This window comes from Ruegeria sp. AH12 (assembly GCF_056541465.1).
Window position 1 is genome coordinate 121,742 of the sequence record NZ_JBQFYL010000002.1, and the last position, 26,986, is coordinate 148,727.

At 56.0% G+C, this 26,986-nt stretch carries 25 protein-coding genes; 11 read left to right on the top strand and 14 right to left on the bottom strand.

Annotated elements, in window-relative coordinates; translation table 11 throughout:
• Positions 1 to 1,881 carry a cation:proton antiporter domain-containing protein gene (locus ACR0EL_RS04635; protein ID WP_353007828.1) on the top strand — a complete coding sequence of 627 codons (1,881 nt, stop codon included), beginning with the start codon at positions 1 to 3 and terminating at the stop codon, positions 1,879 to 1,881.
• Between the two features lie 28 nt (positions 1,882 to 1,909).
• Here the strand turns inward: ACR0EL_RS04635 and cobT are convergent, their stop codons facing one another.
• Positions 1,910 to 2,920, bottom strand: a complete 1,011-nt coding sequence (gene cobT, locus ACR0EL_RS04640) for a nicotinate-nucleotide--dimethylbenzimidazole phosphoribosyltransferase (protein WP_480498624.1) — start codon at positions 2,918 to 2,920, stop codon at positions 1,910 to 1,912.
• A 78-nt stretch (positions 2,921 to 2,998) separates the two neighbouring features.
• Here cobT and cobS point away from each other — a divergent pair, with 78 nt between their 5' ends.
• Entirely contained in the window at positions 2,999 to 3,763 is a 765-nt protein-coding gene (gene cobS, locus ACR0EL_RS04645; protein ID WP_480498626.1) for an adenosylcobinamide-GDP ribazoletransferase, read from the top strand.
• 341 nt (positions 3,764 to 4,104) lie between these two features.
• On the opposite strand, the gene ACR0EL_RS04650 is transcribed toward cobS, so the two are convergent.
• The 5 genes from ACR0EL_RS04650 to ACR0EL_RS04670 form a co-directional block, all read right to left on the bottom strand.
• Entirely contained in the window at positions 4,105 to 4,620 is a 516-nt protein-coding gene (locus tag ACR0EL_RS04650; protein WP_170532727.1) for a CarD family transcriptional regulator, read from the bottom strand.
• A gap of 283 nt (positions 4,621 to 4,903) precedes the next feature.
• Positions 4,904 to 5,242, bottom strand: coding sequence for a ferredoxin FdxA (fdxA, locus tag ACR0EL_RS04655; protein ID WP_170532724.1), 339 nt, complete (start codon positions 5,240 to 5,242; stop codon positions 4,904 to 4,906).
• Positions 5,243 to 5,307: 65 nt separating this feature from the next.
• Positions 5,308 to 5,673, bottom strand: a complete 366-nt coding sequence (locus ACR0EL_RS04660; RefSeq protein ID WP_480498628.1) for an RNA-binding S4 domain-containing protein — start codon at positions 5,671 to 5,673, stop codon at positions 5,308 to 5,310.
• A gap of 6 nt (positions 5,674 to 5,679) precedes the next feature.
• Positions 5,680 to 8,490, bottom strand: a complete 2,811-nt coding sequence (locus tag ACR0EL_RS04665; RefSeq protein ID WP_480498630.1) for a helicase-related protein — start codon at positions 8,488 to 8,490, stop codon at positions 5,680 to 5,682.
• 22 nt (positions 8,491 to 8,512) lie between these two features.
• Complete coding sequence (locus ACR0EL_RS04670; protein WP_480498632.1) at positions 8,513 to 9,082, bottom strand: tetratricopeptide repeat protein; 570 nt, start codon at positions 9,080 to 9,082, stop codon at positions 8,513 to 8,515.
• A gap of 69 nt (positions 9,083 to 9,151) precedes the next feature.
• Between ACR0EL_RS04670 and ACR0EL_RS04675 the strand changes: the two genes are divergently transcribed.
• From ACR0EL_RS04675 to ACR0EL_RS04690, 4 genes are all read left to right on the top strand, one after another.
• Positions 9,152 to 9,442 carry an SCP2 sterol-binding domain-containing protein gene (locus tag ACR0EL_RS04675; protein ID WP_170532712.1) on the top strand — a complete coding sequence of 97 codons (291 nt, stop codon included), beginning with the start codon at positions 9,152 to 9,154 and terminating at the stop codon, positions 9,440 to 9,442.
• Positions 9,442 to 10,389: an alpha/beta hydrolase gene (locus ACR0EL_RS04680; protein WP_480498635.1), complete on the top strand. Its 948-nt coding sequence runs from the start codon at positions 9,442 to 9,444 to the stop codon at positions 10,387 to 10,389. Before ACR0EL_RS04675 ends, ACR0EL_RS04680 begins: the two co-directional genes overlap by 1 nt.
• Before the next feature lie 103 nt (positions 10,390 to 10,492).
• A complete protein-coding gene (locus ACR0EL_RS04685) occupies positions 10,493 to 12,313 on the top strand; it encodes a M3 family oligoendopeptidase (protein WP_480498637.1) in 1,821 nt (606 codons plus the stop codon).
• Positions 12,314 to 12,396: 83 nt separating this feature from the next.
• Complete coding sequence (locus ACR0EL_RS04690; RefSeq protein WP_480498639.1) at positions 12,397 to 13,149, top strand: hypothetical protein; 753 nt, start codon at positions 12,397 to 12,399, stop codon at positions 13,147 to 13,149.
• A gap of 9 nt (positions 13,150 to 13,158) precedes the next feature.
• Here the strand turns inward: ACR0EL_RS04690 and ACR0EL_RS04695 are convergent, their stop codons facing one another.
• The 4 genes from ACR0EL_RS04695 to ACR0EL_RS04710 all read right to left on the bottom strand — a co-directional run bounded on the left by ACR0EL_RS04695 (position 13,159) and on the right by ACR0EL_RS04710 (position 16,678).
• The gene (locus ACR0EL_RS04695) at positions 13,159 to 13,428 is read right to left on the bottom strand and encodes a DksA/TraR family C4-type zinc finger protein (protein ID WP_480498641.1); all 270 of its coding nucleotides are present in this window, start codon (positions 13,426 to 13,428) and stop codon (positions 13,159 to 13,161) included.
• 56 nt (positions 13,429 to 13,484) lie between these two features.
• Positions 13,485 to 14,459 carry a Gfo/Idh/MocA family protein gene (locus ACR0EL_RS04700; RefSeq protein ID WP_480498643.1) on the bottom strand — a complete coding sequence of 325 codons (975 nt, stop codon included), beginning with the start codon at positions 14,457 to 14,459 and terminating at the stop codon, positions 13,485 to 13,487.
• 141 nt (positions 14,460 to 14,600) lie between these two features.
• Positions 14,601 to 15,497 (bottom strand): RNA polymerase sigma factor RpoH, encoded by an 897-nt coding sequence (gene rpoH / locus ACR0EL_RS04705; RefSeq protein WP_353007844.1) that lies wholly within the window; start codon positions 15,495 to 15,497, stop codon positions 14,601 to 14,603.
• Between the two features lie 146 nt (positions 15,498 to 15,643).
• Entirely contained in the window at positions 15,644 to 16,678 is a 1,035-nt protein-coding gene (locus ACR0EL_RS04710; RefSeq protein WP_480498645.1) for an RluA family pseudouridine synthase, read from the bottom strand.
• Here ACR0EL_RS04710 and ACR0EL_RS04715 point away from each other — a divergent pair.
• Positions 16,677 to 16,982, top strand: a complete 306-nt coding sequence (locus ACR0EL_RS04715) for a DUF6476 family protein (RefSeq protein ID WP_480498647.1) — start codon at positions 16,677 to 16,679, stop codon at positions 16,980 to 16,982. The genes ACR0EL_RS04710 and ACR0EL_RS04715 overlap by 2 nt on opposite strands.
• 12 nt (positions 16,983 to 16,994) lie before the next feature.
• On the opposite strand, the gene ACR0EL_RS04720 is transcribed toward ACR0EL_RS04715, so the two are convergent.
• From ACR0EL_RS04720 to ACR0EL_RS04735, 4 genes are all read right to left on the bottom strand, one after another.
• Positions 16,995 to 18,899 carry an ATP-grasp fold amidoligase family protein gene (locus tag ACR0EL_RS04720; protein ID WP_480498649.1) on the bottom strand — a complete coding sequence of 635 codons (1,905 nt, stop codon included), beginning with the start codon at positions 18,897 to 18,899 and terminating at the stop codon, positions 16,995 to 16,997.
• Positions 18,900 to 18,924: 25 nt separating this feature from the next.
• Positions 18,925 to 19,980: a glycosyltransferase family 2 protein gene (locus ACR0EL_RS04725; protein WP_480498651.1), complete on the bottom strand. Its 1,056-nt coding sequence runs from the start codon at positions 19,978 to 19,980 to the stop codon at positions 18,925 to 18,927.
• 31 nt (positions 19,981 to 20,011) lie between these two features.
• A complete protein-coding gene (locus ACR0EL_RS04730) occupies positions 20,012 to 20,674 on the bottom strand; it encodes a class I SAM-dependent methyltransferase (RefSeq protein ID WP_480498653.1) in 663 nt (220 codons plus the stop codon).
• Between the two features lie 96 nt (positions 20,675 to 20,770).
• A complete protein-coding gene (locus tag ACR0EL_RS04735) occupies positions 20,771 to 22,654 on the bottom strand; it encodes a glycosyltransferase family 2 protein (RefSeq protein ID WP_480498655.1) in 1,884 nt (627 codons plus the stop codon).
• A gap of 193 nt (positions 22,655 to 22,847) precedes the next feature.
• Between ACR0EL_RS04735 and ACR0EL_RS04740 the strand changes: the two genes are divergently transcribed.
• From ACR0EL_RS04740 to ACR0EL_RS04755, 4 genes are all read left to right on the top strand, one after another.
• The gene (locus tag ACR0EL_RS04740; RefSeq protein ID WP_480498657.1) at positions 22,848 to 24,116 is read left to right on the top strand and encodes a glycosyltransferase; all 1,269 of its coding nucleotides are present in this window, start codon (positions 22,848 to 22,850) and stop codon (positions 24,114 to 24,116) included.
• Positions 24,103 to 24,885, top strand: coding sequence for an FkbM family methyltransferase (locus ACR0EL_RS04745; protein WP_480498659.1), 783 nt, complete (start codon positions 24,103 to 24,105; stop codon positions 24,883 to 24,885). Before ACR0EL_RS04740 ends, ACR0EL_RS04745 begins: the two co-directional genes overlap by 14 nt.
• Positions 24,886 to 24,996: 111 nt before the next feature.
• Positions 24,997 to 25,797 carry a glycosyltransferase family 32 protein gene (locus tag ACR0EL_RS04750; RefSeq protein ID WP_480498661.1) on the top strand — a complete coding sequence of 267 codons (801 nt, stop codon included), beginning with the start codon at positions 24,997 to 24,999 and terminating at the stop codon, positions 25,795 to 25,797.
• Positions 25,798 to 25,969: 172 nt separating this feature from the next.
• The gene (locus ACR0EL_RS04755; protein WP_480498663.1) at positions 25,970 to 26,734 is read left to right on the top strand and encodes a hypothetical protein; all 765 of its coding nucleotides are present in this window, start codon (positions 25,970 to 25,972) and stop codon (positions 26,732 to 26,734) included.
• Positions 26,735 to 26,986 lie beyond the last annotated feature (252 nt).

The window sequence follows — 26,986 nt, forward strand, 5'->3', positions numbered from 1 at the left end:
ATGGACGATTTCCTATACCAGGCTTCTATCTATCTCGCCGCTGCGGTGATTGCCGTTCCGTTATCGGCGCGTCTGGGATTGGGATCGGTTCTGGGATATCTGGCTGCCGGTCTTATCATCGGCCCGGTTCTGGGCCTTGTTGGGGCTGAAACCGAAGACCTGCAGCATGTGGCCGAGTTCGGCGTGGTCATGATGCTGTTCCTGATCGGGTTGGAGCTGGAACCGCGCGCCCTTTGGGATATGCGGGACAGGTTGTTGGGACTGGGCGGTTTGCAGGTTCTACTGTCCACCGCAGTGATTGCGGGCGTGGCGATTTATGCCAGCCACCCGTGGACCGTGGCGCTCGCCGTCGGCCTGACCCTCTGCCTGTCCTCAACCGCGATAGTACTGCAAACCCTGTCTGAAAAGGGGCTGATGCAAACAAATGGCGGGCGCGCGACCTTTTCAGTCCTGTTGACACAAGACATCGCCGTCATCCCGATCCTGGCGATGTTGCCCTTGCTGGCCCTGCCTGCAATCCCTCATATCGAGGCCGACGGGTCGATTGACCGCAGCGCCGCAGAGCATTTGCATGATGCGCATCACAGCCTGTCCTTGGTTGAGGGATTACCTGGTTGGGCCGTCACATTGGTGACAATCGGAGCCATTGCCTTTGTTATTCTGGCCGGTGTCTACCTCACCCGCCCTCTGTTCCGCTTCATCCACGCCTCGCGCCTGCGCGAGATGTATACGGCATTGGCCCTGATGATCGTGGTTGGCATTTCCTTCCTGATGACACTGGTTGGCCTGTCACCCGCTCTGGGCGCATTTCTAGCGGGCGTTGTGCTGGCCAGCTCGGAATTCCGGCATGAGATGGAAAGCGACCTTGAGCCCTTCAAAGGCCTGTTTCTGGGCCTTTTCTTCATCACAGTCGGGGCTGGGATCGACGTTGGGTATTTCTTCAACGATCCGTTTGATCTGATTGGCCTAGCCCTTCTGGTGATCCTGGCCAAAGGTGTCATCCTCTATATCGTCGGCAAAGCCTTCAAGCTGAAAGGCCGGGATCACTGGCTGTTCACCCTCGGCTTGGCGCAGGCAGGTGAGTTCGGCTTTGTCCTTTTGGCCTTTTCGCGGCAACAGAATGTGATCCCTCAGGACCTGGCGCAAAAGCTGCTTATGATCATCGCATTGACGATGCTGATTACGCCGCTTTTGTTCATCATCTACGATCTGCTGTCGCGGAAACTTGGTGAACCGACAACGACGATGGAACCGGATGAGATCGACGAAAAAGGCCCTGTGATCATCGCGGGCATTGGACGGTTCGGTCAGATCGTCAATCGCCTTGTGGTGGCCAGCGGGTTCAAGACCATCGTTCTGGACCACGATATCGAAACGATCCAGCTGATGCGTCGGTTTGGCGTCAAAGGCTTTCTGGGTGACCCAACCCGGCCCGAGCTTTTGCGCGCAGCGGGGCTGGATAAGGCGTCGGTTCTGGTTGCGGCGATGGATGATCGTAAGACGGTAACGCGTTTGGTCGGTTTCGCCCGCCGCCAGCGCCCAGACCTACATATCATCGCCCGCGCCCATGACCGGACCCATGTATACGAGCTGTATCAGGCTGGGGCCAACGACATCGTGCGAGAGATGTTTGACAGCTCCCTACGCGCCGGTCGATACGTATTGGAGAATATCGGGCTGAGCGAATACGAAGCTGCGCAGGCGGAACAGACCTTCTATCATCACGACCGGGCATCGGTACGCGAACTGGCCGAGCTCTGGGTGCCCGGCATGCCCACGGCAGAGAACAAGAAATACATCGAACGGGCGCAGTCTTTGGAGAAAGACCTGGAGACCGCGCTTCTGGAACTGGCCGAGGAACACGCCAAGAAATCCGCCTGACCGGGGGCTACCCAGCCGGGCGATCAGGTCATCCGTCTGCCACGCCAGCCTCGGCAAAGGTGGCCATGCCGGAATGGCAGGCCACGGCGCTTTTGAGGATATTGATGGCCAACGCCCCGCCAGAGCCCTCGCCTAATCGCAGGCCAAGGCTCAACAGAGGCTCTTTGCCCAGATTCGCAAGCATGGCCCCATGGGCACCTTCAGCGCTTTGATGTCCTGCAACCGCATGGTCCAACGCCGTCGAAGACACACGCGCCAGACAGGCAGCTGCGGAGGTGCAGATAAACCCGTCTAGAATGACCGGAATGAGCAGCACGCGGGCGGCGGCAATGGCTCCTGCCATCGCCGCAATCTCGCGCCCACCCAAACAGCGTAGGACCTCCAGCCCATCGTCGGTGGCATGGCGCGCAACGCCTTCGGAAACAACGCGGGTTTTGTTAGCAAGGCCAGCATCGTCAACACCAGTGCCGCGCCCGGTCCAATCGGCAGCCTCACCCCCGAACAATGCACAGGCGATGGCCGCAGCGGGGGTGGTGTTGCCGATCCCCATCTCTCCGACCACCAGCAGGTCAGCCTGAGCGTCGACCGCGTTCCAGCCGGTTTGCAGCGCGCTCAGCAGCTCGGCCTCGCTCATGGCCGGGCCTTGCGTGAAATCTGCCGTCGGACGATCCAGCTTCAACGCATGGACATCCATCTTCGCTCCGGCCGCCTTGGCCAGCTGATTGATGGCGGCCCCGCCATGTTCGAAATTCATCACCATCTGGACGGTCACCTCTGGCGGAAAGGCCGACACGCCCTGCGCCGTGACCCCATGATTGCCTGCAAACACAATGACCTGAGGCTGTTCGATCTGAGGACGCGCATCGCCGCGCCAGGACGCGTACCAGATCGCCAGATCCTCAAGCCGTCCCAACGCACCCGGAGGTTTGGTCAGCTGGCCATTGCGCGCGGCGGCGCCGTCTGCGGCCGCTGTGTCCGGACCCGGCGCGTTGATCAACGCATAGCGGAAGGTGTTCAAATCATTCAGTTCAGGCAGCATCAAAGCCTCATTGCATCAGAGTGGCCCTGCGTGTTTAACCGAAGCTGAGAGACCAACAAGACCCTGAAAGGCGCGAAGGTGCATAAAAACGACACCAATCCAGTTTCTGCGTGGGATATCCCGCTGGCGCTGGTTCTTCTGACACGCCTGCCCTTGCCCCGTCTGCCGGACCATGTCTTTGCTCGGCAGGCGCGCACGGTTTGGGCTTTTCCGTTGGTCGGGCTTGTCGTCGGCGGGCTGGCCTGTGCGGTGGGCTGGGTCCTGCTGGCGCTGTCTGTATCCCCATTCATTTCCGCTGTTCTGGTTGTTGGGGCCCTGATCATGATGACGGGCTCAATGCATGAAGATGGTTTGGCCGACACTTTTGACGGTCTTTGGGGCGGATTCACAGCAGAACGCCGGCTGGAAATCATGAAGGACAGCCATATCGGGACATATGGCGTTTTGGCCCTGATCAGCGCGCAACTGATCCGCATCTCGGCGATTGCCGCGCTTTTGTCTACCGGGGCGTTCTGGGCAATCCTTACCGCCTGCGTGCTGTCCCGCGCTATGATGCCGCTTCTGATGGCAGCCTTACCCAATGCAAGGCAATCAGGTCTGAGCCATTCGGTTGGAAAGCCAAATGCGATGGCGGTCAGCCTGTCTCTGGGCCTCGCAATCGTGATCAGCCTGTTGATGATTGGTACGAGGTTTCTATGGCCTGCGACTTGCGCTGCGGTCGTTGTTTTTGGCATTGGACTGGTGGCCAAGAAGAAGATCAGCGGCCAGACCGGCGACATTCTTGGGGCGTCTCAACAACTGGCCGAGATTACATTCTTGGTCGCAATCAGTGCTCAGCTGTAAACATCAGGCCCGCCTGCGCCTTTGGCGAACATGCCCAATCAGCAGGTAAAGCGCAGGGACAAGGGTAAGTACCGCTGCTGATCCCCACACCAATCCCGCTTGCTGCAAAAGCACCTGACCGGCCGCGGGGTCGTAGCACCGGCCCAGTTCGTTGAAGCAATCACGCCACTTGAAGTACCTGGAATAATAGACCGCCCAAAACAGACCGGACAGGGCAAGCAAAGCGCATCCTACGATTATCCTGATCACGACCGGTTCCTAAGCCATTCGCCAAAGCCCAACCTAAATAGAAAAAGCCGCCCTGAAGTCAGAGCGGCTTTGAGAAATTAGCGTAAGTACATTCAGGCAGCGGCAGCGCGCGAGGTCAGAACCTCATCCACCTGCTTGGCCGCCGACAGCTCACCCGCGCCCGATACAGCCGCAACCTCACGGGTCAGGCGCTCCAGTGCGGCTTCGTAGAGCTGACGCTCGGAATAGCTCTGCTCGCGCTGATCATCGGTGCGGTGCAGGTCACGAACCACTTCGGCGATCGAGATCAGATCGCCCGAGTTGATCTTTTGTTCATATTCCTGCGCCCGGCGCGACCACATGGCGCGTTTTACCTTGGCCTTGCCTTTCAGCGTCTTCATCGCCTGGCTGATCACGTCCGGCGAACTAAGCGAACGCAACCCGGATTCGGTGACCTTGTTGGTCGGCACCCGCAGGGTCATCTTGTCTTTCTCGAATGAGATGACAAACAGCTCAAGCGAATAACCCGCGACTTCCTGTTCCTCGATCGAGATGATCTGTCCCACGCCATGGGCGGGGTAGACAACATAGTCGTTGGGGCGGAACTCAAGCTTTTTCGACTTTGTCATTCAGTGTATTCCTTGGTTTTGGACCGGTAAGCAGACGACAAAACACCACAAGCGGGGACTGTTTCAGCCCCGACAGGCGGCGTATTTGTCATAAATTCAGAACTCCAAAGCGAGCATACTTACGGAGTGCATCCCGATCTCAGTCATCATGTATGGACAGAGTATATCACAAAAATGCGACACCCGAAAGTTTACCTTAGGTAAAATCGCAATATTCGCCCTGATTTCAGAGAATTACTACGCCGCATTGAAGAACATCGTCCCAGGTCAGGCGGCGAATCGCTTACCCGCCCTCACCGGGCGCTTCGGAGAAGTATTTCTCCATCTTGCCTTCTTCGCCGTCCCGCTCCTCTGCTTCGGGCAGAGGATCCTTCTTGGTCACGATCACCGGCCAAACTTCCGAGAACTTGCGGTTAAACTCGACCCATGTCTCCATCCCCGGCTCGGTGTCCGGGCGGATCGCATCGGCGGGGCATTCGGGTTCGCACACGCCACAATCGATGCATTCGTCGGGATGAATGACCAGCGCATTCTCACCTTCGTAAAAACAGTCCACCGGGCACACTTCGACACAGTCGGTGTATTTGCAGGCTATGCAGTTTTCGGTGACGACATAAGTCATTGCTGAGTTCCCGTATGATCTTTGGCGATTAGCTAATTCAGACTGGCCTTATCTTCAAGGTCAGATCAGTCATCGAGCCTGCGAGAAAGATCAATCGCTCGCCGATCTTTCTTGGTTGGACGACCTTTTCCTTCGAAACCGGGATTCGTGGGCCTTCCCTCCTGTTTCGGGGTCAAATCCGAATACAGCGTTTGTGCCTCTGAGGCTGGACCACGCCTATCACCCAGCGCCTCAACCTTGACGACCCGAACAATGCGCGCCTGTGGGAAGGTCAGAACATCGCCGGGTCCCACCACTTGGGCAGGTTTCAGCACCCGGTTTCCGTTCAATCGCACATGGCCGCCGCTGACCTGTTTGGCGGCCAGGCTGCGGGTCTTGAAGAACCGCGCCTGCCAGAGCCATTTGTCGATCCGCAGCTTGGCCTGATCCATGACGGATCAGTTACCGTCCTTCAAACCCATCAGCGCTGCTGCAAACGGGTTGTCAGGATCGATCGCCTTTTCTTTCTTCGGAGGCCGGGACGAGAAGGATTTTGCGCCCTGTGGCTTGCCCCCCTTTTTGCCTTGCGGCTTGCGACCGTCCTGAGGTTTGCCACGCGGCTTGCCTTTGCCCTGCCCCTGCTCACGGCGCGGTCCGCGATTTTGCTGGCGCTGGCGACCCCAAGTGAAGGTGTAGAACACCTCGACCTCGGGTTCATCACTTGCGGGTTCTACGGCCGGAGCCTCGGCTGCTGCCTCGGTGCTTGTCGAGGCCTCGGCTGACGCCTCGGCGGGTGCGGCGACCTCATCTGTCGCGGCCTCGACGGCCGGGTTTTCTTCGGCGGCGGGTTGTTCTGCCGCTTCAGTCGCAGGTGCCTCAGCCGGTGCAGCTTTGACCTTTTCACGCTCACCGCGTTCGGCCTTGTAGCCCAGCCCCTGCATCAGATCCGCAAACTGATCCAACGTCATACCGGTGATCGAGAGCATGTCAGGCTTGGCTTCAAAGCCGCCACGACTGTCTTCGGACCGCAGCATGTCGGCCAGACGCTCAAGCATGTCGATCCGGATCGAGCGCTCGCCCGCGTCGCGGTAGCCACACATTGTGTCATAACCCTGCGGTGCATCCTTGGCGACCGGTACAGTGACCAGACCCGGAGGCGGTGCCTCGGGGAATTCCTGTAGGCCACTGGACAGCGCCCAAAGAACTAGGCGCAGGCGCGTGGGCGCGGGTTTCAGCAGCAGTGGCATGAAGATGGTGAACTGGCCAAAACGGATGCCGTGCTTGCGCAGCGCGCCACGGGCGTCCTGATCCAGGTCCTTGACCTCTCGCGCGACCTGCGCACGGGGCAGAACGCCCAGCGCCTCGACCATGCGGAAGGCAAAGCCTTTGGCCAGTCCGGACAGTTCCTCGTCCCGCGACAGGTTCAGCAGCGGTTCGAACAGTGCGGCCACTTTGCGGTCGATGAAGTGCTGCAGACGGCGCTGCACCTTCTGTTCGACGTCCGGCCCTGCGGCCTCATCCACAAAAACCTCGACCATCGGCTTGAGCGTTTCGGCCCCGGCAACCAGCTTGCCGACGGCATATTCGCCCCACATCAGGCCGCCCTGATCGGTGAAATCAATTTCGGTATCGGGTGCATTGTAGAAGCGGTCGGCACGCAGATGGAATTGCGGCGCGAGGGCTTGCATAGACGCCGATTTCAAAGCTTTCGCCTCAGCCCCCTGCGCAGCCTTGTCCGGAGAAAACCGGAACCCTTCCAGACGACCGACGAATTCGCCTTCGACGGTCACTTCACCCTTGTCATTTACTTCGGCCAAAAGGGCCTCCTTCTGTTTGAGCCGGCGCAGCAACACGGATGTGCGCCGGTCCACAAATCTTTGAGTCAAACGTTCGTGAAGAGCGTCTGACAGCCTGTCTTCTACAATGCGCGTCTCGTCCCGCCAATGCGATTCGTCACGCACCCAGCCGTTTCGTTGCGCAACATAAGTCCAGGTGCGAATATACGCCAACCTTTTGGAAAGAGCATCGATATCACCATCAGTCCGGTCGATACGTCGCACCTGCCGGGCCATGAAATCATCGGGGATAGACCCGCGCTCGTGCAGGTGGCCAAAGATCACGTCGAGCAAACCTGCATGTTCGGCGTGACTGATCCCCCGAAAATCGGGAATACGGCACACATCCCATAGCAAACGGACCGATGGCCCATCGCTGGCACGCGCCATAACCTCGGTCACTTGTGACAGGGATTTCAGGGCATTCAGGTCGTCAGCCGGACGCGCCTTAACCAGGTTTTCGCCCTGCGGACTGGCCTCAAGCGCGTCGATCAGCGCCTCAATCGAGCCAAAACGGAGGGCAGCATTCCGCCAGTTCAGCTTTTTCATCGGCGTAAACCGGCTGTCCATTATCGCCTGCGCCACGCCTTCATCCAGCGGCGCGGCCTCACCCGTCACGCCGAAAGTTCCATCTGACATACCGCGCCCTGCCCGGCCTGCGATTTGTGCTAACTCATTCGGCGCGAGCGGGCGCATCCGGCGGCCATCGAATTTGGACAGGGACGAGAACGCCACGTGGTTCACATCCAGGTTCAGCCCCATCCCGATGGCATCGGTCGCGACCAGATAATCGACCTCACCATTCTGATAGAGGTCGACCTGTGCATTGCGTGTGCGCGGGCTAAGCGCCCCCATGACCACGGCCGCCCCGCCCTTTTGGCGGCGCAGTAGTTCAGCAATGGCATAAACATTGTCGACCGAGAAGCCGACGATGGCGCTGCGTGCGGGCATCCGACTGATTTTCTTCGAACCGGTATACACCAGTTGCGACATCCGCTCGCGCCGTACGAACTGCACCTCGGGGACCAGCGCAGCGATCGGACCGCGCATGGTGTCCGAGCCCAGAAACAGGGTCTCATGTGTGCCACGCGATCGCAGCAACCGATCTGTAAAAACGTGACCGCGTTCCGGATCAGCGCAAAGCTGGATTTCATCGATGGCAACAAAATCAGCCCCCATCCCCTCGGGCATCGCTTCGACCGTAGAGACCCAATACTGAGTACGGGGCGGCACAATCCGTTCTTCGCCCGTGACCAGAGCCACAACAGACGGACCGCGAATGGCGACGATCTTGTCATAGACCTCGCGCGCGAGCAGCCGCAGCGGCAGGCCGATGACACCTGTTCGATGCCCCAGCATGCGTTCGATTGCGTAATGGGTTTTGCCTGTATTCGTCGGGCCAAGTACGGCCACTACTCGGGATGACCCGCTCACCTGTGCCCCCTGCCCCAGTGTCTCAGAGAGCTGAGCCTTCGACCTGAGGCTTTAGTCGATTCACCGCATTGGTTACTTCTTCATGATGGGGATGTATAGCCAGTGCACGCTGATAGGCATCGAATGCGCGCTTGGGCTTGCCCACAACCTCAAAAATCAGGCCCAGCCCATAAATGGCTTCGTAGTTATTGGAGTTCAGGGTCAAGGCGTATTCCAGATCGGCAGCGGCCATGCCGAACCGCTCCTGCCCAAAAAATGCCGATGCCCGCAGGTGCCAGCCTTCGGCGAAATCAGGGGCGTGATCTGTCAGGGCTGTCAGATGCTCAATTGCGGTTTCGACATCCCCATCATCCAATGCCTCTCGCCCGCGCTCTAGCAGCAAGTCCGCCGAGGCAGAGCCGGATTGCGACCAAAGCGCCTGAAGCTGCCGATCCAAACCAATTGCCTGCTGCGGCGTTGATTGCGCCAGTTGCTGTAACAACTGAGTCTCATCCCGGGAATCAGCCTCTTGCGCGACGCAAGTTCCGGAAATCATGACTAGCAGCGCGATTGCCGCAACGGTACCTTTGAGATTGTTTGTTGCAATACCCATAACAATGCTCAGTGTAGCGTTGCGACCGGGGATGTCCATTCACGGCGCACAAACAAAATGAGGAGCACGATGAGCGACACTTTGGAAGCAGCCGTATCCGCGCTGAATGAAAAACTGGCGGGTGGCGAATTCGACGCCTCGGCCAAATTCGCGATTGCCGATCTGGGCGCAATCATTCTGGATTCAGACGGTGCGCGCATCAGCGATGACGAGGCAGACGTCACCCTAAGCGCCGATGCCGATACGTTTCAGGAGATTCTCAGCGGCGAACTGAACCCCACGGGCGCGTTCATGTCTGGCAAGCTGAGCGTTGATGGCGACATGGGCGTGGCGATGAAGCTCGCCTCGGTGCTGGCCTGATGGAACTGTCGCCGGCCCCCTTTTTCGAAGATGTGGCCGGCGGTCCCGCCGGTGGTGCGGCTCATTGGCTGCTGACGACGGACGGGCCCCGTATTCGCATGGCCCATTGGCGGCCTCAGGGTGATGCAAACGGCACGGTGTTTATGTTTCCGGGCCGAACCGAATACATTGAAAAATACGGTAGCACAGCCGCTGAATTTGCCCAACGCGGGTTCGCCATGCTGGCCGTAGACTGGCGCGGTCAGGGCTTGGCAGATCGGTTACTGGACAACCCGCGCATTGGCCATGTCGACCGTTTCCCGGACTATCAGCATGACGTGCAGGCCGTCATCGATCTGGCCACGCAGCTTAACCTGCCGAAACCCTGGTATGTGATCGGGCACTCGATGGGTGGGGCCATCGGGTTTCGCGCGGTTGTCGAACAGGGATGCTTTGCCGCCTGTGCCTTCACCGGCCCGATGTGGGGCATTTTCTTCACCCCTGTCATGAAGCCGCTCAGCCGTTTGACGGCTTATTGGGGCACTGCACTTGGCCTGGGCGAACGGACACCGCCGACGACCTCGTTAGAAAGCTATGTGCTGTCGCAGCCTTTCGAAGACAATATGCTGACCCGCGATCCGGCAATGTACAAAATGATGCAGGATCAGTTGACCGCACATCCCGATCTGTCACTTGGCGCCCCGTCCAACCGGTGGCTGCGCGAGGCGCTTTCAGAATGCGCCTGGCTAATGGATCAGCCTGCCCCTGATACACCTTGCCTGGCCTTCCTGGGCAGCCACGAACAAATCGTGGACCGCAAGGCGATACGCGCCCGGATGGCAAACTGGCCGAACGGCACGCTGGTTGAGATCCCCGATGGTGAACACGAAGTGCTGATGGAAGCGCCTGATGTGCGTGGCCCGGTGCTGGATCAGCTGGCGGCTCATTTTCTGTCACACCAATCGTAGAGCGCAACTTGGGCCGAGTTGAGCCCCAATGCGCCAACTGTCCGCTTGTGATCCCGACGCGGCAGCCCTAGATGTTTGCCAAAGCAGTTTCAAAAGGTGATCTATGCGCGACCTCCCTTTTCCCGTCCGTGATGCAAATGCTGTCGGTGGTACCGACAACCTGGGCAACCTGCCGGAATGGGATCTGAGCGATCTTTATGCCTCAGAAGACGCACCCGAACTGGCACATGATCTGGATTGGCTGGACGGCGAATGCGCCTCTTTCGCGTCAGACTACGAAGGCAAGTTGGCCGATCTGGATGCCGATGGCCTGCTGACCTGCGTATTGCGCAACGAGAAGATCAATGGAATTGCCGGACGGATCATGTCCTTTGCTGGCTTGCGCTATTATCAGCTGACCACCGATGCGGATCGCGCGAAATTCCTGTCGGACATGCAGGAAAAGATCACCATCTTTACCACGCCGCTGGTGTTTTTCACGCTGGAACTTAATCGCATCGACGATGATGTGCTCAAAGCGCATTTCGCGGCCAATGCTGATCTGGCGCGGTACGAGCCCGTCTTCCGTCGCATCCGTGCGATGAAGCCTTATCAACTCTCTGACGAATTGGAAAAATTCCTGCACGATCTAGGCGTTGTTGGCGATGCCTGGGAACGCCTATTCGACGAGACCATCGCGGGTCTGACCTTTGACGTTGACGGCGAAGAGCTTAACATCGAAGGCACCCTGAACCTGCTGACCGAGCAGGACCGCAGCAAACGCGAAGCCGCCGCGCGTGAATTGGCAGCCGTGTTTCAGGACAATGTCAAAACCTTCGCTCGCGTCCACAACACGCAAGCCAAGGAAAAGGAAGTCGTCGACCGCTGGCGCAACATGCCAACCGCGCAGACCGGTCGCCATCTGTCGAACGATGTGGAACCCGAAGTGGTCGAGGCCCTGCGCGAAGCGGTTGTGGCCGCCTACCCCAAGCTGAGCCATCGGTACTATGAGCTGAAACGCAAGTGGCTGGGTCTGGACGTCATGCAAGTCTGGGACCGCAACGCACCCTTGCCAATGGAAGACACACGTATCGTCGGCTGGGATGAGGCCGAAAAGACGGTGATGGACGCCTACAACGCCTTTGATCCGCGCATGGGTGAGATCGCCTCACCCTTCTTCTCAAAAGGTTGGATTGATGCGGCCGTAAAGCCCGGCAAAGCGCCGGGTGCCTTTGCGCACCCTACCGTGACTGACGTGCACCCATACGTGATGCTCAACTATCTCGGCAAACCGCGCGACGTGATGACCCTGGCGCACGAGCTGGGCCATGGTGTGCACCAGGTACTGGCTGCTGATCAGGGTGAAATGCTGTCCTCGACCCCGCTGACACTGGCGGAAACTGCTTCGGTCTTCGGCGAAATGCTGACCTTCCGTAAAATGCTGGATCAGGCGGAGACTCCGGAACAGCGCAAGGTTCTGCTGGCCGGTAAGGTCGAAGATATGATCAACACGGTGGTCCGCCAGATCGCGTTTTACGACTTCGAATGCAAACTGCATGCCGCCCGGCGCGAAGGCGAGTTGACCCCCGATGACATCAACGCCCTGTGGATGAGCGTACAGGCCGAAAGCCTTGGGCCTGCATTTGAGTTCATGGACGGCTATGAGACCTTCTGGGCCTATATCCCCCATTTCGTCCACTCGCCCTTCTATGTCTATGCGTATGCCTTTGGCGACGGCCTCGTGAACGCACTCTATTCGGTTTATGAAAGCGGCGCCGAGGGGTTTGAGGACAAGTATTTCGACATGCTGCGTGCCGGAGGTTCCAAGCACCACAAGGATCTGCTCGCCCCGTTTGGACTGGATGCCAGCGACCCGAAATTCTGGGACAAGGGCCTATCGATGATTTCCGGCTTCATTGATGAGCTGGAGGCGATGGAGGGGTGAGGCAAACAAATGCATCTATCCTGACAAGAAAGAGTGCTGGGGGGTACTCTCCTAGCGCTTGGATAAATGAGGGAGATGGTCTTTTGGCTACCTCAGAAGCATTGCGAAACCAATGGCGTGCAATGCGTTCTGACATGGCATCGCGCGAAAAGGAGCAGCCAAATCGGTCTATTGACTGGAGTTTGTTGAAGGGTTTGCCCCGCGCCTCGATGCTAACACTTGGTTACGCAGTCGAAATGTTTTTGAAAGCAGGTTTGGCAAAAGCTTACATTGGCTGTTCTGAAACCATGTTTTCAAGAGATGTCAAACGCTTGGGACACAACTACAAAAAGCTGGCAAAGTGTGTCGCTTTCCCATCCGTTGAAGGCGACAACGCTCGGTTCAAAAAGCTCCAAAATTTTGTTTTAGCCGACGCTCGATATCCCGTTTTTACTTCTGATAACAGCAATGTAGTGGACGAAATAAATAAGCAAACCAGCGAGATCTGGTCAGAAGACAACTATTCTGCCCTACGATCACTGGTTCTTAGAGTTAAAGAGCACTCTGGCTCAATCGACCAAGATTCAACCTGCCCAGCTCACTTTATGACTTATAATTTGGATAAAGACGGCTACATCGCAGTTCGATTGGGCGGCAAACTCCCTCCTCGTATCACCTTCCAAAGAAGCACAGAAATGCGCAGGTCCAGCATGGACGACGTATCGTTTCTACAATCGCTTTTTTCTGGATCATCCTTGAACGAGGTTTTGATAGCCAAAAACTGGGACGATATGACGATACTGGAAGACACCGAAGAAAAAACTGTTACGATAAAGAACCCGCAAAATGGTGCATAGTTAGCCACTTCACCGCAACTGACTATCCTTCGACCCGCGCCGATTGATCCCAACGCGCGCATTGAACGCGCCATCCCGCTCCTGCTGACAGTCCAGGCACAATTTCACGCCCGGCAAGGCGGTGCGGCGTTTTTCGGGAATCGGTTCCTCGCATTCCGCACAATGAGTCAGGCTTTCACCCACAGGTTGCTTTTGCGCCTGCATGCGGGCCAGCTCGTCCGATATCGACGCCTCGATCTGTTCGCTTACCGCGCCGTCGCGTGCCCAACCGCCTGCCATAGCCTCTCTCCTGTGTTCAAGGCGGTCAGGATAACCAAGCCAGCAGGTAAGGCAAGTTACAGGGCCACCGCCCCTTCAAACACCTGATCAATCATCCGTTGCGTCCCGTGCGAGAATTCCAGCGGGCATGGGTAGTCGCCACCGTCGCGCGCAGACCGGCAAAACGCTTCGACCTGCAGCTTATAATGGTCATCGCCCGGAAAGCGCGTGACCTGTACCTCAAGCCCGGGGCGGTGCAGCTCCACCCGAGCCTCGCCAAAGACCCGCGCGTTGAACGGGGCGGTCAGGCGGATCACGCCGCCTTCGCCGTGAAACACCATCTCCTGATGCGGGTGCATCCGGATCGAGACATAGGCTGAATACGTGAAGTCTGGGAACTGCGCGCGGATTTCAGTGAAGATGTCGATGTCGTTTTGCCAGCGGATGGCGGATTGAACGCTGTCGGGTTCCTGCCCCGTTGCAAAACGCGCCGAGCCAATCACATAGACGCCAATGTCCCGCAGGCCGCCGCCGCCCGTTTCCGCCTTGTTGCGGATGTTTCCAGTATCCGCGCGGTTGTCAAAGCTGAACGCGCCGGTCACATGCGCCAGTTTGCCGATGGCTCCATCGGCGATCAGCTTACGCACCAACTGCCACTGCGGATGATGAACGATCATGTAAGCCTCAGCCGCCAACAGACCGGTCTGGTCGCGTTTGTCGATCAAGGCGTCGAACTCTGTTGTGCGCATGGTCATCGGTTTTTCACACAGAACATGCTTGCCTGCGTCCAGTGCCTTCAAGCTCCATTCCACATGCATGTGATTTGGCAAAGGGATGTAGACTGCATCAATCTGAGGGTCCGCCAGGATTGCATCGTAGCTGTCATAGATATTAAGGTCAGGGCAGAACGCCTGAAACGGGGCGGCCTTGGTCGGGTCCGAAGTCGCAAGCCCATAAAGCTGTGCGCCGTCCGCTGCGTGGATCGCAGGGGCCAGATACTGTTGCGCGAATTTCGAGGCGCCAAGAACGCCCCATCGAACCGGTTTCTGCATTTTCCCCTTCCGTTAGCGCAACCATTGCGGATTTCTATGTAGCGGGAGATGACGGTGTTGTCATGCCGCTTTCCATCCGATCAGCCAAAAGAAAACCGGCTCAACGGGATAGAGCCGGCTCGATCTACATTCAATGTACTTTTAGTTCGTACTGAGCATGCCCTTTTCGCGGGCCAGTTCGCGCATCTTTTTCTGCAGCTTTTCAAAGGCGCGCACTTCGATCTGGCGAATGCGTTCGCGACTGACATTGTACTGCGTGCTCAATTCTTCCAGCGTGACAGCCTGATCCATCAGACGGCGCTGTGTCAGGATGTCTTTTTCGCGATCATTCAGCACCTCCAGCGCAGCTGCCAGCAGCTCTCGCCGTGCGTGCAACTCATCACGGGCCTCATAATCGCCGGCCTGGTCGGCATCTTCATCCTCAAGCCAGTCCTGCCACTGCATTGTGCCTTCGCCCTCGGACCCGACGGTCGCGTTCAACGAGGCATCACCACCGGACATACGGCGGTTCATGCTGATCACTTCTTCTTCGGTAACGCCCAGATCTTCGGCGATCTGTTTGACGTTTTCCGGCCGAAGGTCTCCTTCCTCAAGCGCACCGATACGCGCCTTTGCCTTGCGCAGGTTAAAGAACAGCTTTTTTTGCGCCGAGGTGGTGCCCAGCTTGACCATCGACCATGACCGCAGAACGTATTCCTGGATCGAAGCGCGAATCCACCACATCGCATAGGTCGCCAGCCGGAATCCTTTTTCGGGATCGAACTTTTTCACGGCCTGCATCAGGCCCACATTTGCTTCGGAAATCACTTCGGCCTGCGGCAGACCATAGCCGCGATAACCCATAGCGATCTTGGCCGCCAGACGCAGATGCGACGTGACCATTTTATGTGCGGCTTCAGTATCTTGCTCTTCCACCCAACGCTTGGCGAGCATGTATTCTTCTTCCGGCTCCAGCAGGGGAAATTTGCGGATTTCCTGCATATAGCGGTTCAGGCCGCCCTCGGGCGTCGGTGCGGGGAGATTTGCGTAATTTGCCATATTTGATGTCCCTCCGACAAATGTTTACTTCTTTAACATAGGAGATAGGTAAGGAACCCACCCCTTTCAAGAGGTACCGTTAACAGTTTGGAATTAAGCTTTGGTAAAGGAAAGATAAGAAAGACTTACTCACAACAGTTTGCGGATTATGTCAGTGGAGCGCGCAGAGTGTCGATCAAATTCTGCATATCGGCGGGCAATTCAGCCTCAAACCGCAGGTTTTCACCCGTTACAGGGTGCTCAAAGCCTAAAACAGCAGCATGCAGCGCCTGTCGCGGAAAGGCGCGCACGGCCTCGGCAGTAATGGCGCTGAAGGCTTTGGCCGTCAGCTTGCGCTTGCCGCCATAGACCGGATCGCCCACCAGCCCGTGCCCGGCATGGGCCATGTGCACCCTGATCTGATGTGTGCGACCGGTTTCCAGCCAGCATTCGATCAACGCCAGCCCCGCCGGGTTGCCAAAGCTTTCAACGACTCGTGCCCGCGTGACGGCATGACGCCCGCCATGGAACAGCACGGCCTGTCTTTGTCGATCCGTCTTGTGCCGGGCCAGTTGCGTGGTTAGCCGCATGATGTTGCCTGGCTCGAAGCTAACGCCTTTTACCCCGCGCAGTCGCGGATCGTTGGCATCGGGCACCCCATAGCAGATGGCGCGATAGTAGCGCTCGACACTATGCGCCTCGAACTGGGCGGCCAACCCGTGATGCGCGGAATCTGATTTAGCTACGACCAGCAAGCCGCTGGTTTCTTTATCTATTCTATGAACGATGCCAGGGCGTTTGACGCCACCAACACCTGAAAGATCGTCGCCGCAATGATGCAGCAGCGCATTCACCAGCGTGCCATTGGGTGAACCCGGTGCCGGGTGAACCACCATGCCCGCCGGTTTGTTCATCACGATCAGGTCGGGGTCTTCAAAGACAATCTCCAGCGGAATATCCTCGGGGCCGATATGGCTGTCTTCGGCTTCGGCGACCCTGATGGTCACCGCAGCCCCCTCGGGCACTTTGTATTTCGGATCGAGGATGAGGGCACCGTCAATTGACACAGCACCTTCTTCGATCAGTCGCGCCAGACGCGTGCGCGACAGGTTCTCATCGGCTGGCACATCCCGCGAAAGCGCCTTATCAAGACGAGGCGGCGGATCGGCCGCAATCTGAAACTCTATCTGGCGGGTGCCCATGACTGTTCCTTCCGACCCCCAAGACCAACCGCAAGAGACGCCGCAATTGCGATTGCTGCGGCGCATGGTCATGCTGCTGACCGCGGTGATGATTGGCGGGGTTCTAGTGACATTCGCACTGATTGTCATCCGCCTATCGGACCGCACGCCCACCCTGCCCGATCAGGTCGAGTTGCCCGATGGGGCACGCGCACAGGCGGTGACGATTGGCAGCAACTGGTATGCCTTGGTGACCGACGACAACCGCATTCTGATCTTCGACAAGACGACCGGCAACCTGCGGCAAGAGATATCCCTAGACTAAACCAGTGTTGCTTTAGTTCGGGAACAGTCGCGTGCCCGTCCACGCATCGCCCAACTGAGTGTCCAGCTCTGGCGTGCGCATCTGGCGTTTCCCGCCAAACGGACAGAGCGTGATTTCACCAAGGTAAATCTTGTCGCCAATCGCATAAAGATCGACCCGTGCGAACTCGACCCGCTGACCTATCGCTTCGGCGATCTGCACCATATCGTCATAGCGTTCTGGCTTCGGCTCCGTATCTTCGCTGGTCTTGAAGTACAGCTCTTTGGGAATAAAGCTGAAATCCCGGTCGTGGATCATCTGCACGTGCCCGCGCGAGCGATCTCGGTCGACCTGAACCAGCTGAACCCGCCCGGCGACAACCCAGAATTTCCAGTCGATGATATCTTCACCTTCAGCAGCGAGGTCTTCTTCTATAAAATACCGCGTGTCGATGGTTGAATACCACCATTCGGCCGCCCAGTAGCCATGCGGAACCGGGCTCTTGCTCCAAATTTCAAGGTTCCGGTTCGCGTGGCGCAATGCCTCTCCGGAAATAGGCCATGTTAGACGAAGATTTTTTCCCTGAGCATTATTGCACTTAAGCCAATAACTTCCCGCACTGAGGTCAAGTTCGGAAAGGACCGGATCAGATGAGACCCAATATCTCTGAACCGGCGTCAGCAAAGCTCTTGCCTCATCAGGCACAAACTCCTCTGCGGTCAGCTTGTCAGCCGCACTGACAACAGGAAACTCGGCAAAAAGCTTCATAATCAACAGCTTTTCAGTCAACGTGGCAGGCGCTGACAGGTCAGGCAAGTAGCGGTGATTTTTGGCAAATCGAAACAGCGACAGCATCAACGCATTCAGTCGCGCGGGGTCGCTATGGTAATGGTCCCAACCGCGCAGATGGCCAGCGCGCGGTTTTTCGTGCACTTGGTAGAGACCTTGATCTTTTATTCTGTCCAACTCGCGTTGAGCAAACCTTAGGTAGTCTCGGCGGTCCGACAAAAGTGCAACGGGCATCTTTCCCTCCGTTGCCGCACTAATTTGTTCGTCGGTCACGCGCAGATCAGGAAGCATATCTGGGAACTGAATAGCCTTAGGAGCGCCCCTGCCCTTAATTGGTAAAGGCGCATCAGCGGGCCGAATACCCAATCCACGCAGGCGCCGATCCAAGAAAGAATGCCGCTTTATGCCTTTGGCAATCCACCACCGCATGCGGCGCCCCCAAAGATGCACGGCCAGTGTTTCATCTTTGATGTAGGTGTTGCGAAATTCGCGGACAGAAATGTCATTTGCTTGCCCCGTCTGACGAAACGGCAAAGGGTAAAAGACCGGTGGCGGGCTGGCGTGCTCTATCTCTCCGTGATGCCTGAGAAACCAAGTCATGACGTCAGGCCCGTAAACGCTGTGATCTTGATCCGATGCGTGTGGCAGTTCCCCAGACTGTTTCATCTTTTCAAGCCGCTGTCTCTCCTCGCCTTCAACCCAAGGCCGGATGGGAAATGAATCCAAACTGTATTCGGTGTAAGCTTTCAAAGCAGGACTGTCTGACGGCAAACGCATCACAGCGTTGCAAATTGTGGTTTTGTTGAAAAACCCAAAGATGTGATCCGCTTTTGGTATCGGCGCCAAAGCAATCACATCTGTATCGCACCAGAGGAAATCGGTTTTCTTCATCAACTGAAGTCTGAAGATATCAGACTGAGGCACCGGTGTATTGAACGTATTGCTCATGATGAACTGTTTGGGCTCGTGAATCTCATTCGCCGATACCAGTTCAATGCCTTCAGGGACGTTTTCGACCTCGCCATAGTGGAACAGAACTACTTTGTGTCCATTCGCAACGAAAGACAGCAGACACATCTGCTCAAGAAAGCTCAGCGAGCCTTCCAACCAGAGCATTCCAATCGTCGGGAGCTTGGGGTCGACAACCATTGCGTTGATACTCCGGGGTCTTAGGTCACATTTCCGGTTGATTTTGGCTGGATGAGCGCGGCACATCTTGGCTGGTGACGCGATCGCGCACACCGCGATCCTGTTTCACAAAGCTTGCGGCGGGTTTCTCCACAAGTCGTTGATATAGTTGCTCATACTCTGGGATCTGCATCAGGTTCGAGATCAGCTCTTTATGCCAGCGGAACGCCTTACGATGCAAACGCTGAAGGGTTTCGTCTGATTTGAACTGCTCCAATATCTCGGCCGTTTCGTCCTGATAACGCAGGATAGTTTCGTCCTTGGAGCCGCCTCTGTTCCAGCGATCCCAATAGTCGGTTCCAAGTGTCTGAGACGAATGATTTGCCCGTCCACGGCTACGCTTGGCCAGATACGCCTGGGTTGAGCGCACGGCATAGTGGTTGATCTGTGCAATCTCAAACCCAAATGGCGGCGAGACATGGTTGCCGAAAGGTGCGGGCTCTCTGGCATGCCCACCCGCCACGGACCGGAATACGCTGGACTGGAATTCGGGTTTAGGATGTGGGTTGTGTAAACCGAAACGATTATAAAACTCGCCTTGCCGGAAAATCGACTTCACGAAACGCCGCCCGGCTCCGCCCTGCTCGAAATCCAGTTCGCCGTCATCGAATTGAGCCGTAATCGGTGCATCACGCAACACATGTCGACTATTGTTTGAGAATATCTTCCAGGGGACCGAGATCACATCCACGTCGGGCGTCGCCTCGATCAGATCGTCAACCTTGCAGTTGCCAACGTGAATATTCAGAAACTCGTCCGCGTCGCAAACATAAATCCACTTTGCGTCTTTCACGATCGGCAATCGACGCGCCTGCCTGAGGGCTGATCGGTGAATTCCTCCGGCCCCGACCCGGTTGCGTCGAAATTCGACATGCCCAAGCTCTTGCAACCGTCGCAGGATACGGTTTGTCCCGTCCGAACAATCGTTGGTGTAGACGATGATGTTGTCAAAGCCGAGCACCTTATGATGGGCCACCCATTCAAGGATGTAAGGCCCTTCATTTTTCATGGCCGAGATGACGATTTTCTCAGGGTTTTGCATCTGATGCGCTCGGTCTCAATACGTGGCCAGATCAGTCCTTACTATCGACCTGAGGTTCGATTTTCTCGATCGCAATTTGCGCACCCGCAATGGCTCTGATGCGCAGATGCCTTGGATACTGACCCAGGAATTCGTTCACGGCGCGTATGACCCCATCCCCCCACCAGCCGCGGCGATGGTAATCGTCGAATGCCATGATGCCGCCAATCTTCATCTTGGGAAACAGCGCAGCCAGATCCGCCGAAACACCTTCGTAAGAATGGTCACCGTCCACATAGGCAAAGGATATGCTTTCATCATCGAACAGGTTCAGAGCCGGGACTGAGAAGTCACGTATAATGCCAACCTTTCCGTCTTCGATCTCTTTCTCAAACGACTTTTTTACCTTCTGGAAGATGGCTTCCATCTTCTCGTCTTCGGTCCGGCCGACAAAGGCTGTGGTGTGCGACTCTTCCCCGATATGTTTCCAAGGGTCGATCAGGAACAACTGACTGGGCTCCAACAGCTTCAGTATGGTCGGAGAAAACTCACCCTGCCAGACACCGATCTCAACCGCGACCCCACCTTTGGGCAAGCGGGACAGAAAGGTCCGCCGGATGGCGTCTTTCGAGTTTTTGCGCTTGGTCGCCTTGTCCGCCTTCGGTTTGGGCTGGCTTCCCGGCGCTACGCCAATCACCTTGGGTTCTTCTGACATCTCGACCTCACATCGCAGACGGGTTTAAGCCTTGCACAGAACCCGTTTTTGTTCTTTGAGCCATCGTTATCACGCCAGCCCTTCAAGAACCAGAAGCTAAGTCTCTTCTGCGTTAAGTGGTGGTAATTTGTCGATCCCAAGCCACGGTGGTTGCAGGCTGGTTATCCTGTATCGGCTGGCATTCTGCCCCAGAAATGTGTTGATGGCCGCATTCATCCCGCCATATGAGCCACCCCCGCGACGGCGATAAGTGGTGAAGGCGATGCTGCCCCCAGGGGCCAGCACACGGTCAATCCTGCGCAGCAAACCATTCATAACCCGCTCGGACCGGACGCCTCTGATTACTGCCACTCCTACGGATTCAACCGGAAACAGCTTGAGCATAAGGGGCGGCATCGCCCGATAGACACGCAATCGACCAGACAGAATGGGTTCGCGAAAACACTCCAGAAATGCATAGAACGCGCGATCCAACGCCTGCAGTTCGGGATTTCGCGTTGTATCGGCACAGGCGAAACCGTTCCACGTCAGCCCCCATGGCGCCAGTATCGAAAGTTTCGAGACAGATGGCAGCGCCAATATTTCCTCGACAATTTCGGTTTCAACCTGCCCGATCAGGACCCAGGATTTCTTGCCACTGATTGATTTTAGAAAACTGCGTCGCTGCTTAGCGGTCCTTTCGATCTCGGGCGAGACAGCCGGGAGATGGCTTACGTCCTTTGGATCAAAGGGCACGGAAACCTGCGTTGGCTCAGTGATCTGTGCATGCAATGCGGCTGCTTGTTCATGCACGAAAGGCGTGTCCAACGCGTCCAGCCGCACGAACCAAGGGTAATTGTTCGGCTTGGAATTTTGTGCGTTCGCCATCTGCCCAATGCGATTCCACTTGGCAACCTGCGCAAAGGTAACATTCGGGTCTTTGTAAGTTTCTGGATCGAAGGACACATTGGCCTCTTCGACGACGCCCAGATCAAGGGCCTTTACATTCTGGCCGCCTTTGAAGCTTTTGTATTTCTTGACAAAACCAATGGCGGCCTCGGTTTCTCGAATTGCGCCGATCCGGTTCTTATGAAACGCCACTGCCTGTTGGTGTAACGTATCCAATTCATCGTCTGAACGTAGTCGCTCGTAGGTTTCGCGAAGACGCGCAACTTTCGACAGGATCGAAGTTTCTTCGACTTCGTTGTAGCAGTGAAGGTGCCAGTACGCCTGTCCGGTGGTCTCCATCTTTGGGTGAAAGGCTGTGGTGTTCACGTCGCCGCGGACGCGTTTCATCAAATAGCTTTCGATGGATCGCACAGCATAGTGGTTCATCCGAAACAGGCTGCCCCCGAACCCGGCGCCGGTTGTCGAAAAGGCCCACCCCCTGCGACGCATCGCGGGCGGCAAAGGGTCCCCATCTCCATCAATCCAGGCGAAACTCTCTGCTTTATTCGCTACCGGCCCACGCGGACGGTGTGTGTTTAGAGAATGATAAGACCCGTTGTTTCGGATCAGGGACTTAAACGCGCGCAGGTTCTGCGGCAGAACCGCACCCAATTCGCAAGCTTTGGTGAATTGTTCGATCACAAAACGATCTTCAAAATCGACAACCCCATTGTGCCCAAACAACTGCCATAGCGCTGCAAACCCGTCGGCATTGGGCTGAGCCTGGAACAAGTCATCGAGAGTTCCGTCACCGATGCGAATGTCAAAAAACTCATCCACATCGCAGACCATGATCCACTCGGCTTCTTTGTACCAGGGATGCTTCATCGCGTTTGTGTAGGCAGAGGCCTGCGGACCGTGTTCCCAAGGTCCTGGATTATCGATATGGGTCAGAAAGCCAAGCTCTGCGCAGCGTTTGAGGATGGCATCTGTCCCATCCGAACAATCGTTCGAATTGACAATGAAATGCGTGAACCCAATCGAAAGATAATAGGCGATCCACTCAAGAATAAACGGCCCTTCGTCTTTCATCGTGGATACGACAAGTCTCATCTATTCTCATCCTTGAACCGCGTTCGGTGCTTCAAGACCGCAAGTAAAACCATGGCTTAGGTGACTTGCGCAACAGTCCTGGCTGCTCTGCTTTGTTACGGGTCCATATTGTGCTTTGCAAGCGCACGCACGTGATCGCATAGACACGATAGGTCAACAAATCCGCCCCGCCCCTCAAGATGCAACTTGCCACTTGGTCCGTGCATCGTGCACCACCAATAAAGACATTGAGCGGCTGTTTGTTGGCCCCATGGATGTCGCAGGCCGCGCGTCAGAAGCGGTTCCAGAAGACAGGCGGGCGCAGCAGATACATTGCACTGCGTTGAAACGCCTGAAACAAGAGGTCGAGCACATGCCAACGATTTTTTCCAACGCACCGCTGGGAAACAATCCGTATCAGCGCATGATCTACAGCAGCTTCACGGAATATGACGTCCGGGTTGTCCGGTTAAATGCCTTCTACACAGATGGATTACCCCCTATGCAGGCCGGTGATATCTACTGGATTCACTGGGAAACGGTCGAATTTGGCAGCAGGAATGAAATTCCCGCTGAGGAGCGTTTTGCCAAGATCGAAGCTGGTCTTGCAGCGCTTCGGGACAAGGGTGTGAAAATCATATGGACGGTTCACAACTTCCACCCGCATAACTCTGGCAGGGATATGGACGCGATCCACAAAGGTCGCGCCGTGCTGGTGCGCCAAGCAGATAAAATTCACCTGCACACGCCCCACGCGGTCACCTTGATGGCTCAGACTTATCGCATCCCACAGCATATGATCCTGCGCGTCGCCCATCCCAGTTACTTGGGGGTTTATGAACCTGCCGAAGACACTCTGGCTCGACGCGACACCCTGCCGCCCGCAGAACACCGCCGTTTCGTGCATATCGGCAAAGTACAGGAAAACCGCGGCGGTCGGTTTATGTGGCAGGCTCTGAAAGCACTCAATATCCGCGAGCAAGCTTGGGAATTGGACATCGCAGGCGCTGTCATCGCAGGCGAGCGTCGGGGGCAGCAGCCGATCAGAGCGATGCCCAATGTCCGGTTTCATGACCGGTATCTGCCGGATGAGGAACTGCGCGACATCCTCGCCAACAGCCATGTGTGCGTTGCGCCCTTCAGCCGTATTCTCACATCGGGATCGGTCAATCTGGCGCTGACCTTCGGCCTTCCTGTCATTGGGCCAAATGTCGAGGCACTCAGGGACCATCTGCCCGAAGCCGCGCACCAGGCATTGTACACCGATGGCAAGGTGCGGGGCATGATGTTCCAGATGCGAAAACTTATTGATATCGACACAGAAGAACTGTTGGCACTGCGCGCGGCTTGCATGGATCATGCCATTTCAATTCGACCAGAAGTTCAAAGCCAGGCTTTGCGCGAGGCAGTATTGCAAGACACCCCCGCTGCTGCCACACAAACCTGCTCTGCCCCCGAGGGTGTCAAACATGCCGAAGATTGATGCATTCTCTTTTCGCCGATTGCTGCGATCCGTTGGCCTGAAAGTCGTCGACTTCGAAACCGGCGAGTTTCTTGGCCCGCGCCCAGTCATGCGCCGGCTCAACTCTGCCGGCCTTTCTGTCATTCAGGGCGGTGTAACATCGGCAAACCTTGGGAGTTTTGAGTTCGAGGTCGATACAGTCCTTGACGTTGGTGTCGATGCCGGTACGCCCTTCTTGTACGAAGCATTTCCCGACAAAAAGTTCATCCTTTTCGATCCCATCGAAGAAACAACCCAACGGGTCGCATCCTGGCGCGATCGTATTGACTATGACCTTCACATTGTCGCGCTGGACGCGGATGAAGGTGAGGTCGAACTGATCATTCCCACAACGGATCGCAAACGACGGTCATTGGCGACAGTTGCGGGTTTTTCAGCGGAATATGAGAACCGTATCGTGGATATGGAAAAACGCATTGTCCTTAAAAAACGCCTCGACAGCTACACCAGTGACATCCCCGGCCGTTTTGGTTTGAAAATCGATACCGAAGGCAATGAGCTGGCCGTGATCCGAGGGGCTCGCGAAACCCTGAAACGGACGGAATTCGTTCTTGCAGAGGTTTCGGTGAAACGGCGTTTCAAGGATGGCTACCGCTTCAGCGAGTTTGTCGCCGAGATGGGCAAACACGGTTTTGAACTGATCGAGGCCCCGCGCCCGATAGACAGGGACGCTCCTGATTGCGATCTGCTGTTCGTGCCGTGGGACTCGAAATGGTTCGATCTGACGTAACCGTTAGACCTCTATGTTGCTGTATTGCTGAGCATATGTTGGTTGACGCGCAAGTCTGATAATCACTAGTCACATCTGAACCCAATCTCGCCATAAGTAAGGATTACAACTTTGGATTTTGAAGTCGCCAGCTTTTGGTCCGGTTCCGCCTTGTCATGTGTGGAGCGAGTATGCATCCAGTCTTTTCTGGATCATGGGTACACCTTTCACCTGTATGTTCTAGACCTGAGCCTCGATGTGCCCATCGGCGTTATTCTACATGACGCCAGAGAGATCTATTCAGACGAAAACACGGAAAACCTGGCAGGTGGCCGCCGGCGCATGGCAGTCTATTCAGACATCTTCCGTATCTACATGCTAAAAGAGACCGACTACGTTTGGGTCGACCTAGATATCTATTGTGTTAACCCGCTAGATATCAAATCCGACTATCTGTTCGGGGTCGTAAGAAGAAAAAGCGCGATAAACAATTGCGTTTTGCGCCTCCCCAAAAACTCTCTGGCCTTGAAACTGGTTTTGAACTTCTTGGAGTCCGAAGTTCCGATCCCTTTCTGGTTGGGGCGTGACCATTTGGATAAACTGGTGAGCAAATATGAAGCAGGAGAAACGATAACTTTGTACGACCTGCCCTGGACGACGACCGGACCCAGTGTCACACGCTGGGCACTAAGCGTCACCGGTGAAATCAACCGTGGTCAGCATTGGCATCTGTACTGGCCCAGAAGAGGCTTCCTGGATCCGACCCGTGAAATTGAAGACTACGAACCTGATTGGGCTCGGTTCCATCACTTCTTAGGTGAAACTCGAAGCAACATCCGCTCTCAGTTTGGAGGTATTCCGCCCAAAGGAAGCTACATCGATTTTGTTTGTCAGAGGCACGGAGTAAATCCTGAAAAATACCCAGTCGTTTAGGCGGTCGAAACAGACGCCTGTAGAATTGTCGGACAAACGAAAACGCTTCTGCACAGGTTCTTGCTTCGGCTGAATTCTTAGACAATCAAATTAGCCATGGGTGAATGACTGATTTGAGCCTTTGAAACTTAACGCAGACCTTTCCGTTTCGGTGAACACAGAAGGTAGAAGAATGCACTTTCCAAAAAGGCGTTTTCGACACGTCAAAAGTGTCGTACGAAAATTCCGCAGCGAGTTTTCACAATATGTGTTGGAACAGAGCCGTTCGCAGGTTTTATGTGGACCTCTGGCGGGGTTTCGCTTCGCCGAGAACGCTTTCTGGGGTCAGCATTCTGATACAGCCACGAAGATCTTTGGCCTGTACGAGCAGCAAAACCTGGAAATCTTGAGCCGGTCAAAGAAGCGAGTTCTGGTGGATATCGGAGCCGCAGACGGCTTTTGGGGCGTCGGCCTTGTAGCTGTCGGTCAGTTCGAAAAGAGCGCCTGCTTTGAAATCTCGGAAAAGGGTCGTGAGGTAATCCTGGAAACAGCCAAACACAATGAGGTTGAAGAGCGGGTTAGCATTTTTGGCAATGCCCTAGACAATGCAGTTGACAAAATCTCGACCGTGTCCCCCCAACCTGACGAGATTTTCTTTTTGATTGACATCGAAGGCGTTGAATTCGACCTCTTAACTGAGGAATTCCTACACCACTTTCGCAGGTCAGAATTTCTGGTCGAGCTTCATCCACAAATGGTTGAAGATGGAGATGCAAAGCTAAAGGCAATAGAAGAGTTCTGCGGTCCATATTTTAACATCGAATATGTCGATGGCAGCGCTCGAGACACCTCAGAAATGGACAAAATCATAAAACTCGGTGACGATTTCAAATGGGCGCTTCTGTCAGAAGGTCGCGGGTTTCCAATGCAATGGCTGCACTTGATGCCTCGGAATTAGGTTGCAGCATTGACAGCCTGAGAGGCGCAAAGTGGAGAGGGTCTGCCTCGCAGACAAACCGCAGGTAGATCGATTGCAACTACTGCCTTGATCGCAACTCGCGACCAAACTGCCTTTGATCTCTGCGAACATCACAGACCAGGCCCATGAAAATCCGACTCAATGCAAGAAAATCAAGAATTATAAGGCCGGACGAACAATCTATGTTTCCAATTGCTCCGACGCCCCAAGCCCCAAAGGTAAAACTGGTGC

Bases quoted from the DNA above. Each gene is read 5' to 3' on its own strand.
- ACR0EL_RS04635 (WP_353007828.1), top strand. From the start codon at position 1: ATGGACGATTTCCTATACCAGGCTTCTATCTATCTCGCCGCTGCGGTG.
- cobT (WP_480498624.1), bottom strand. From the start codon at position 2,920: ATGCTGCCTGAACTGAATGATTTGAACACCTTCCGCTATGCGTTGATC.
- ACR0EL_RS04650 (WP_170532727.1), bottom strand. From the start codon at position 4,620: ATGACAAAGTCGAAAAAGCTTGAGTTCCGCCCCAACGACTATGTTGTC.
- fdxA (WP_170532724.1), bottom strand. From the start codon at position 5,242: ATGACTTATGTCGTCACCGAAAACTGCATAGCCTGCAAATACACCGAC.
- ACR0EL_RS04660 (WP_480498628.1), bottom strand. From the start codon at position 5,673: ATGGATCAGGCCAAGCTGCGGATCGACAAATGGCTCTGGCAGGCGCGG.
- ACR0EL_RS04670 (WP_480498632.1), bottom strand. From the start codon at position 9,082: ATGGGTATTGCAACAAACAATCTCAAAGGTACCGTTGCGGCAATCGCG.
- ACR0EL_RS04675 (WP_170532712.1), top strand. From the start codon at position 9,152: ATGAGCGACACTTTGGAAGCAGCCGTATCCGCGCTGAATGAAAAACTG.
- ACR0EL_RS04680 (WP_480498635.1), top strand. From the start codon at position 9,442: ATGGAACTGTCGCCGGCCCCCTTTTTCGAAGATGTGGCCGGCGGTCCC.
- ACR0EL_RS04685 (WP_480498637.1), top strand. From the start codon at position 10,493: ATGCGCGACCTCCCTTTTCCCGTCCGTGATGCAAATGCTGTCGGTGGT.
- ACR0EL_RS04695 (WP_480498641.1), bottom strand. From the start codon at position 13,428: ATGGCAGGCGGTTGGGCACGCGACGGCGCGGTAAGCGAACAGATCGAG.
- ACR0EL_RS04700 (WP_480498643.1), bottom strand. From the start codon at position 14,459: ATGCAGAAACCGGTTCGATGGGGCGTTCTTGGCGCCTCGAAATTCGCG.
- rpoH (WP_353007844.1), bottom strand. From the start codon at position 15,497: ATGGCAAATTACGCAAATCTCCCCGCACCGACGCCCGAGGGCGGCCTG.
- ACR0EL_RS04715 (WP_480498647.1), top strand. From the start codon at position 16,677: ATGACTGTTCCTTCCGACCCCCAAGACCAACCGCAAGAGACGCCGCAA.
- ACR0EL_RS04710 (WP_480498645.1), bottom strand. From the start codon at position 16,678: ATGGGCACCCGCCAGATAGAGTTTCAGATTGCGGCCGATCCGCCGCCT.
- ACR0EL_RS04720 (WP_480498649.1), bottom strand. From the start codon at position 18,899: ATGGTTGTCGACCCCAAGCTCCCGACGATTGGAATGCTCTGGTTGGAA.
- ACR0EL_RS04725 (WP_480498651.1), bottom strand. From the start codon at position 19,980: ATGCAAAACCCTGAGAAAATCGTCATCTCGGCCATGAAAAATGAAGGG.
- ACR0EL_RS04730 (WP_480498653.1), bottom strand. From the start codon at position 20,674: ATGTCAGAAGAACCCAAGGTGATTGGCGTAGCGCCGGGAAGCCAGCCC.
- ACR0EL_RS04735 (WP_480498655.1), bottom strand. From the start codon at position 22,654: ATGAGACTTGTCGTATCCACGATGAAAGACGAAGGGCCGTTTATTCTT.
- ACR0EL_RS04745 (WP_480498659.1), top strand. From the start codon at position 24,103: ATGCCGAAGATTGATGCATTCTCTTTTCGCCGATTGCTGCGATCCGTT.
- ACR0EL_RS04755 (WP_480498663.1), top strand. From the start codon at position 25,970: ATGCACTTTCCAAAAAGGCGTTTTCGACACGTCAAAAGTGTCGTACGA.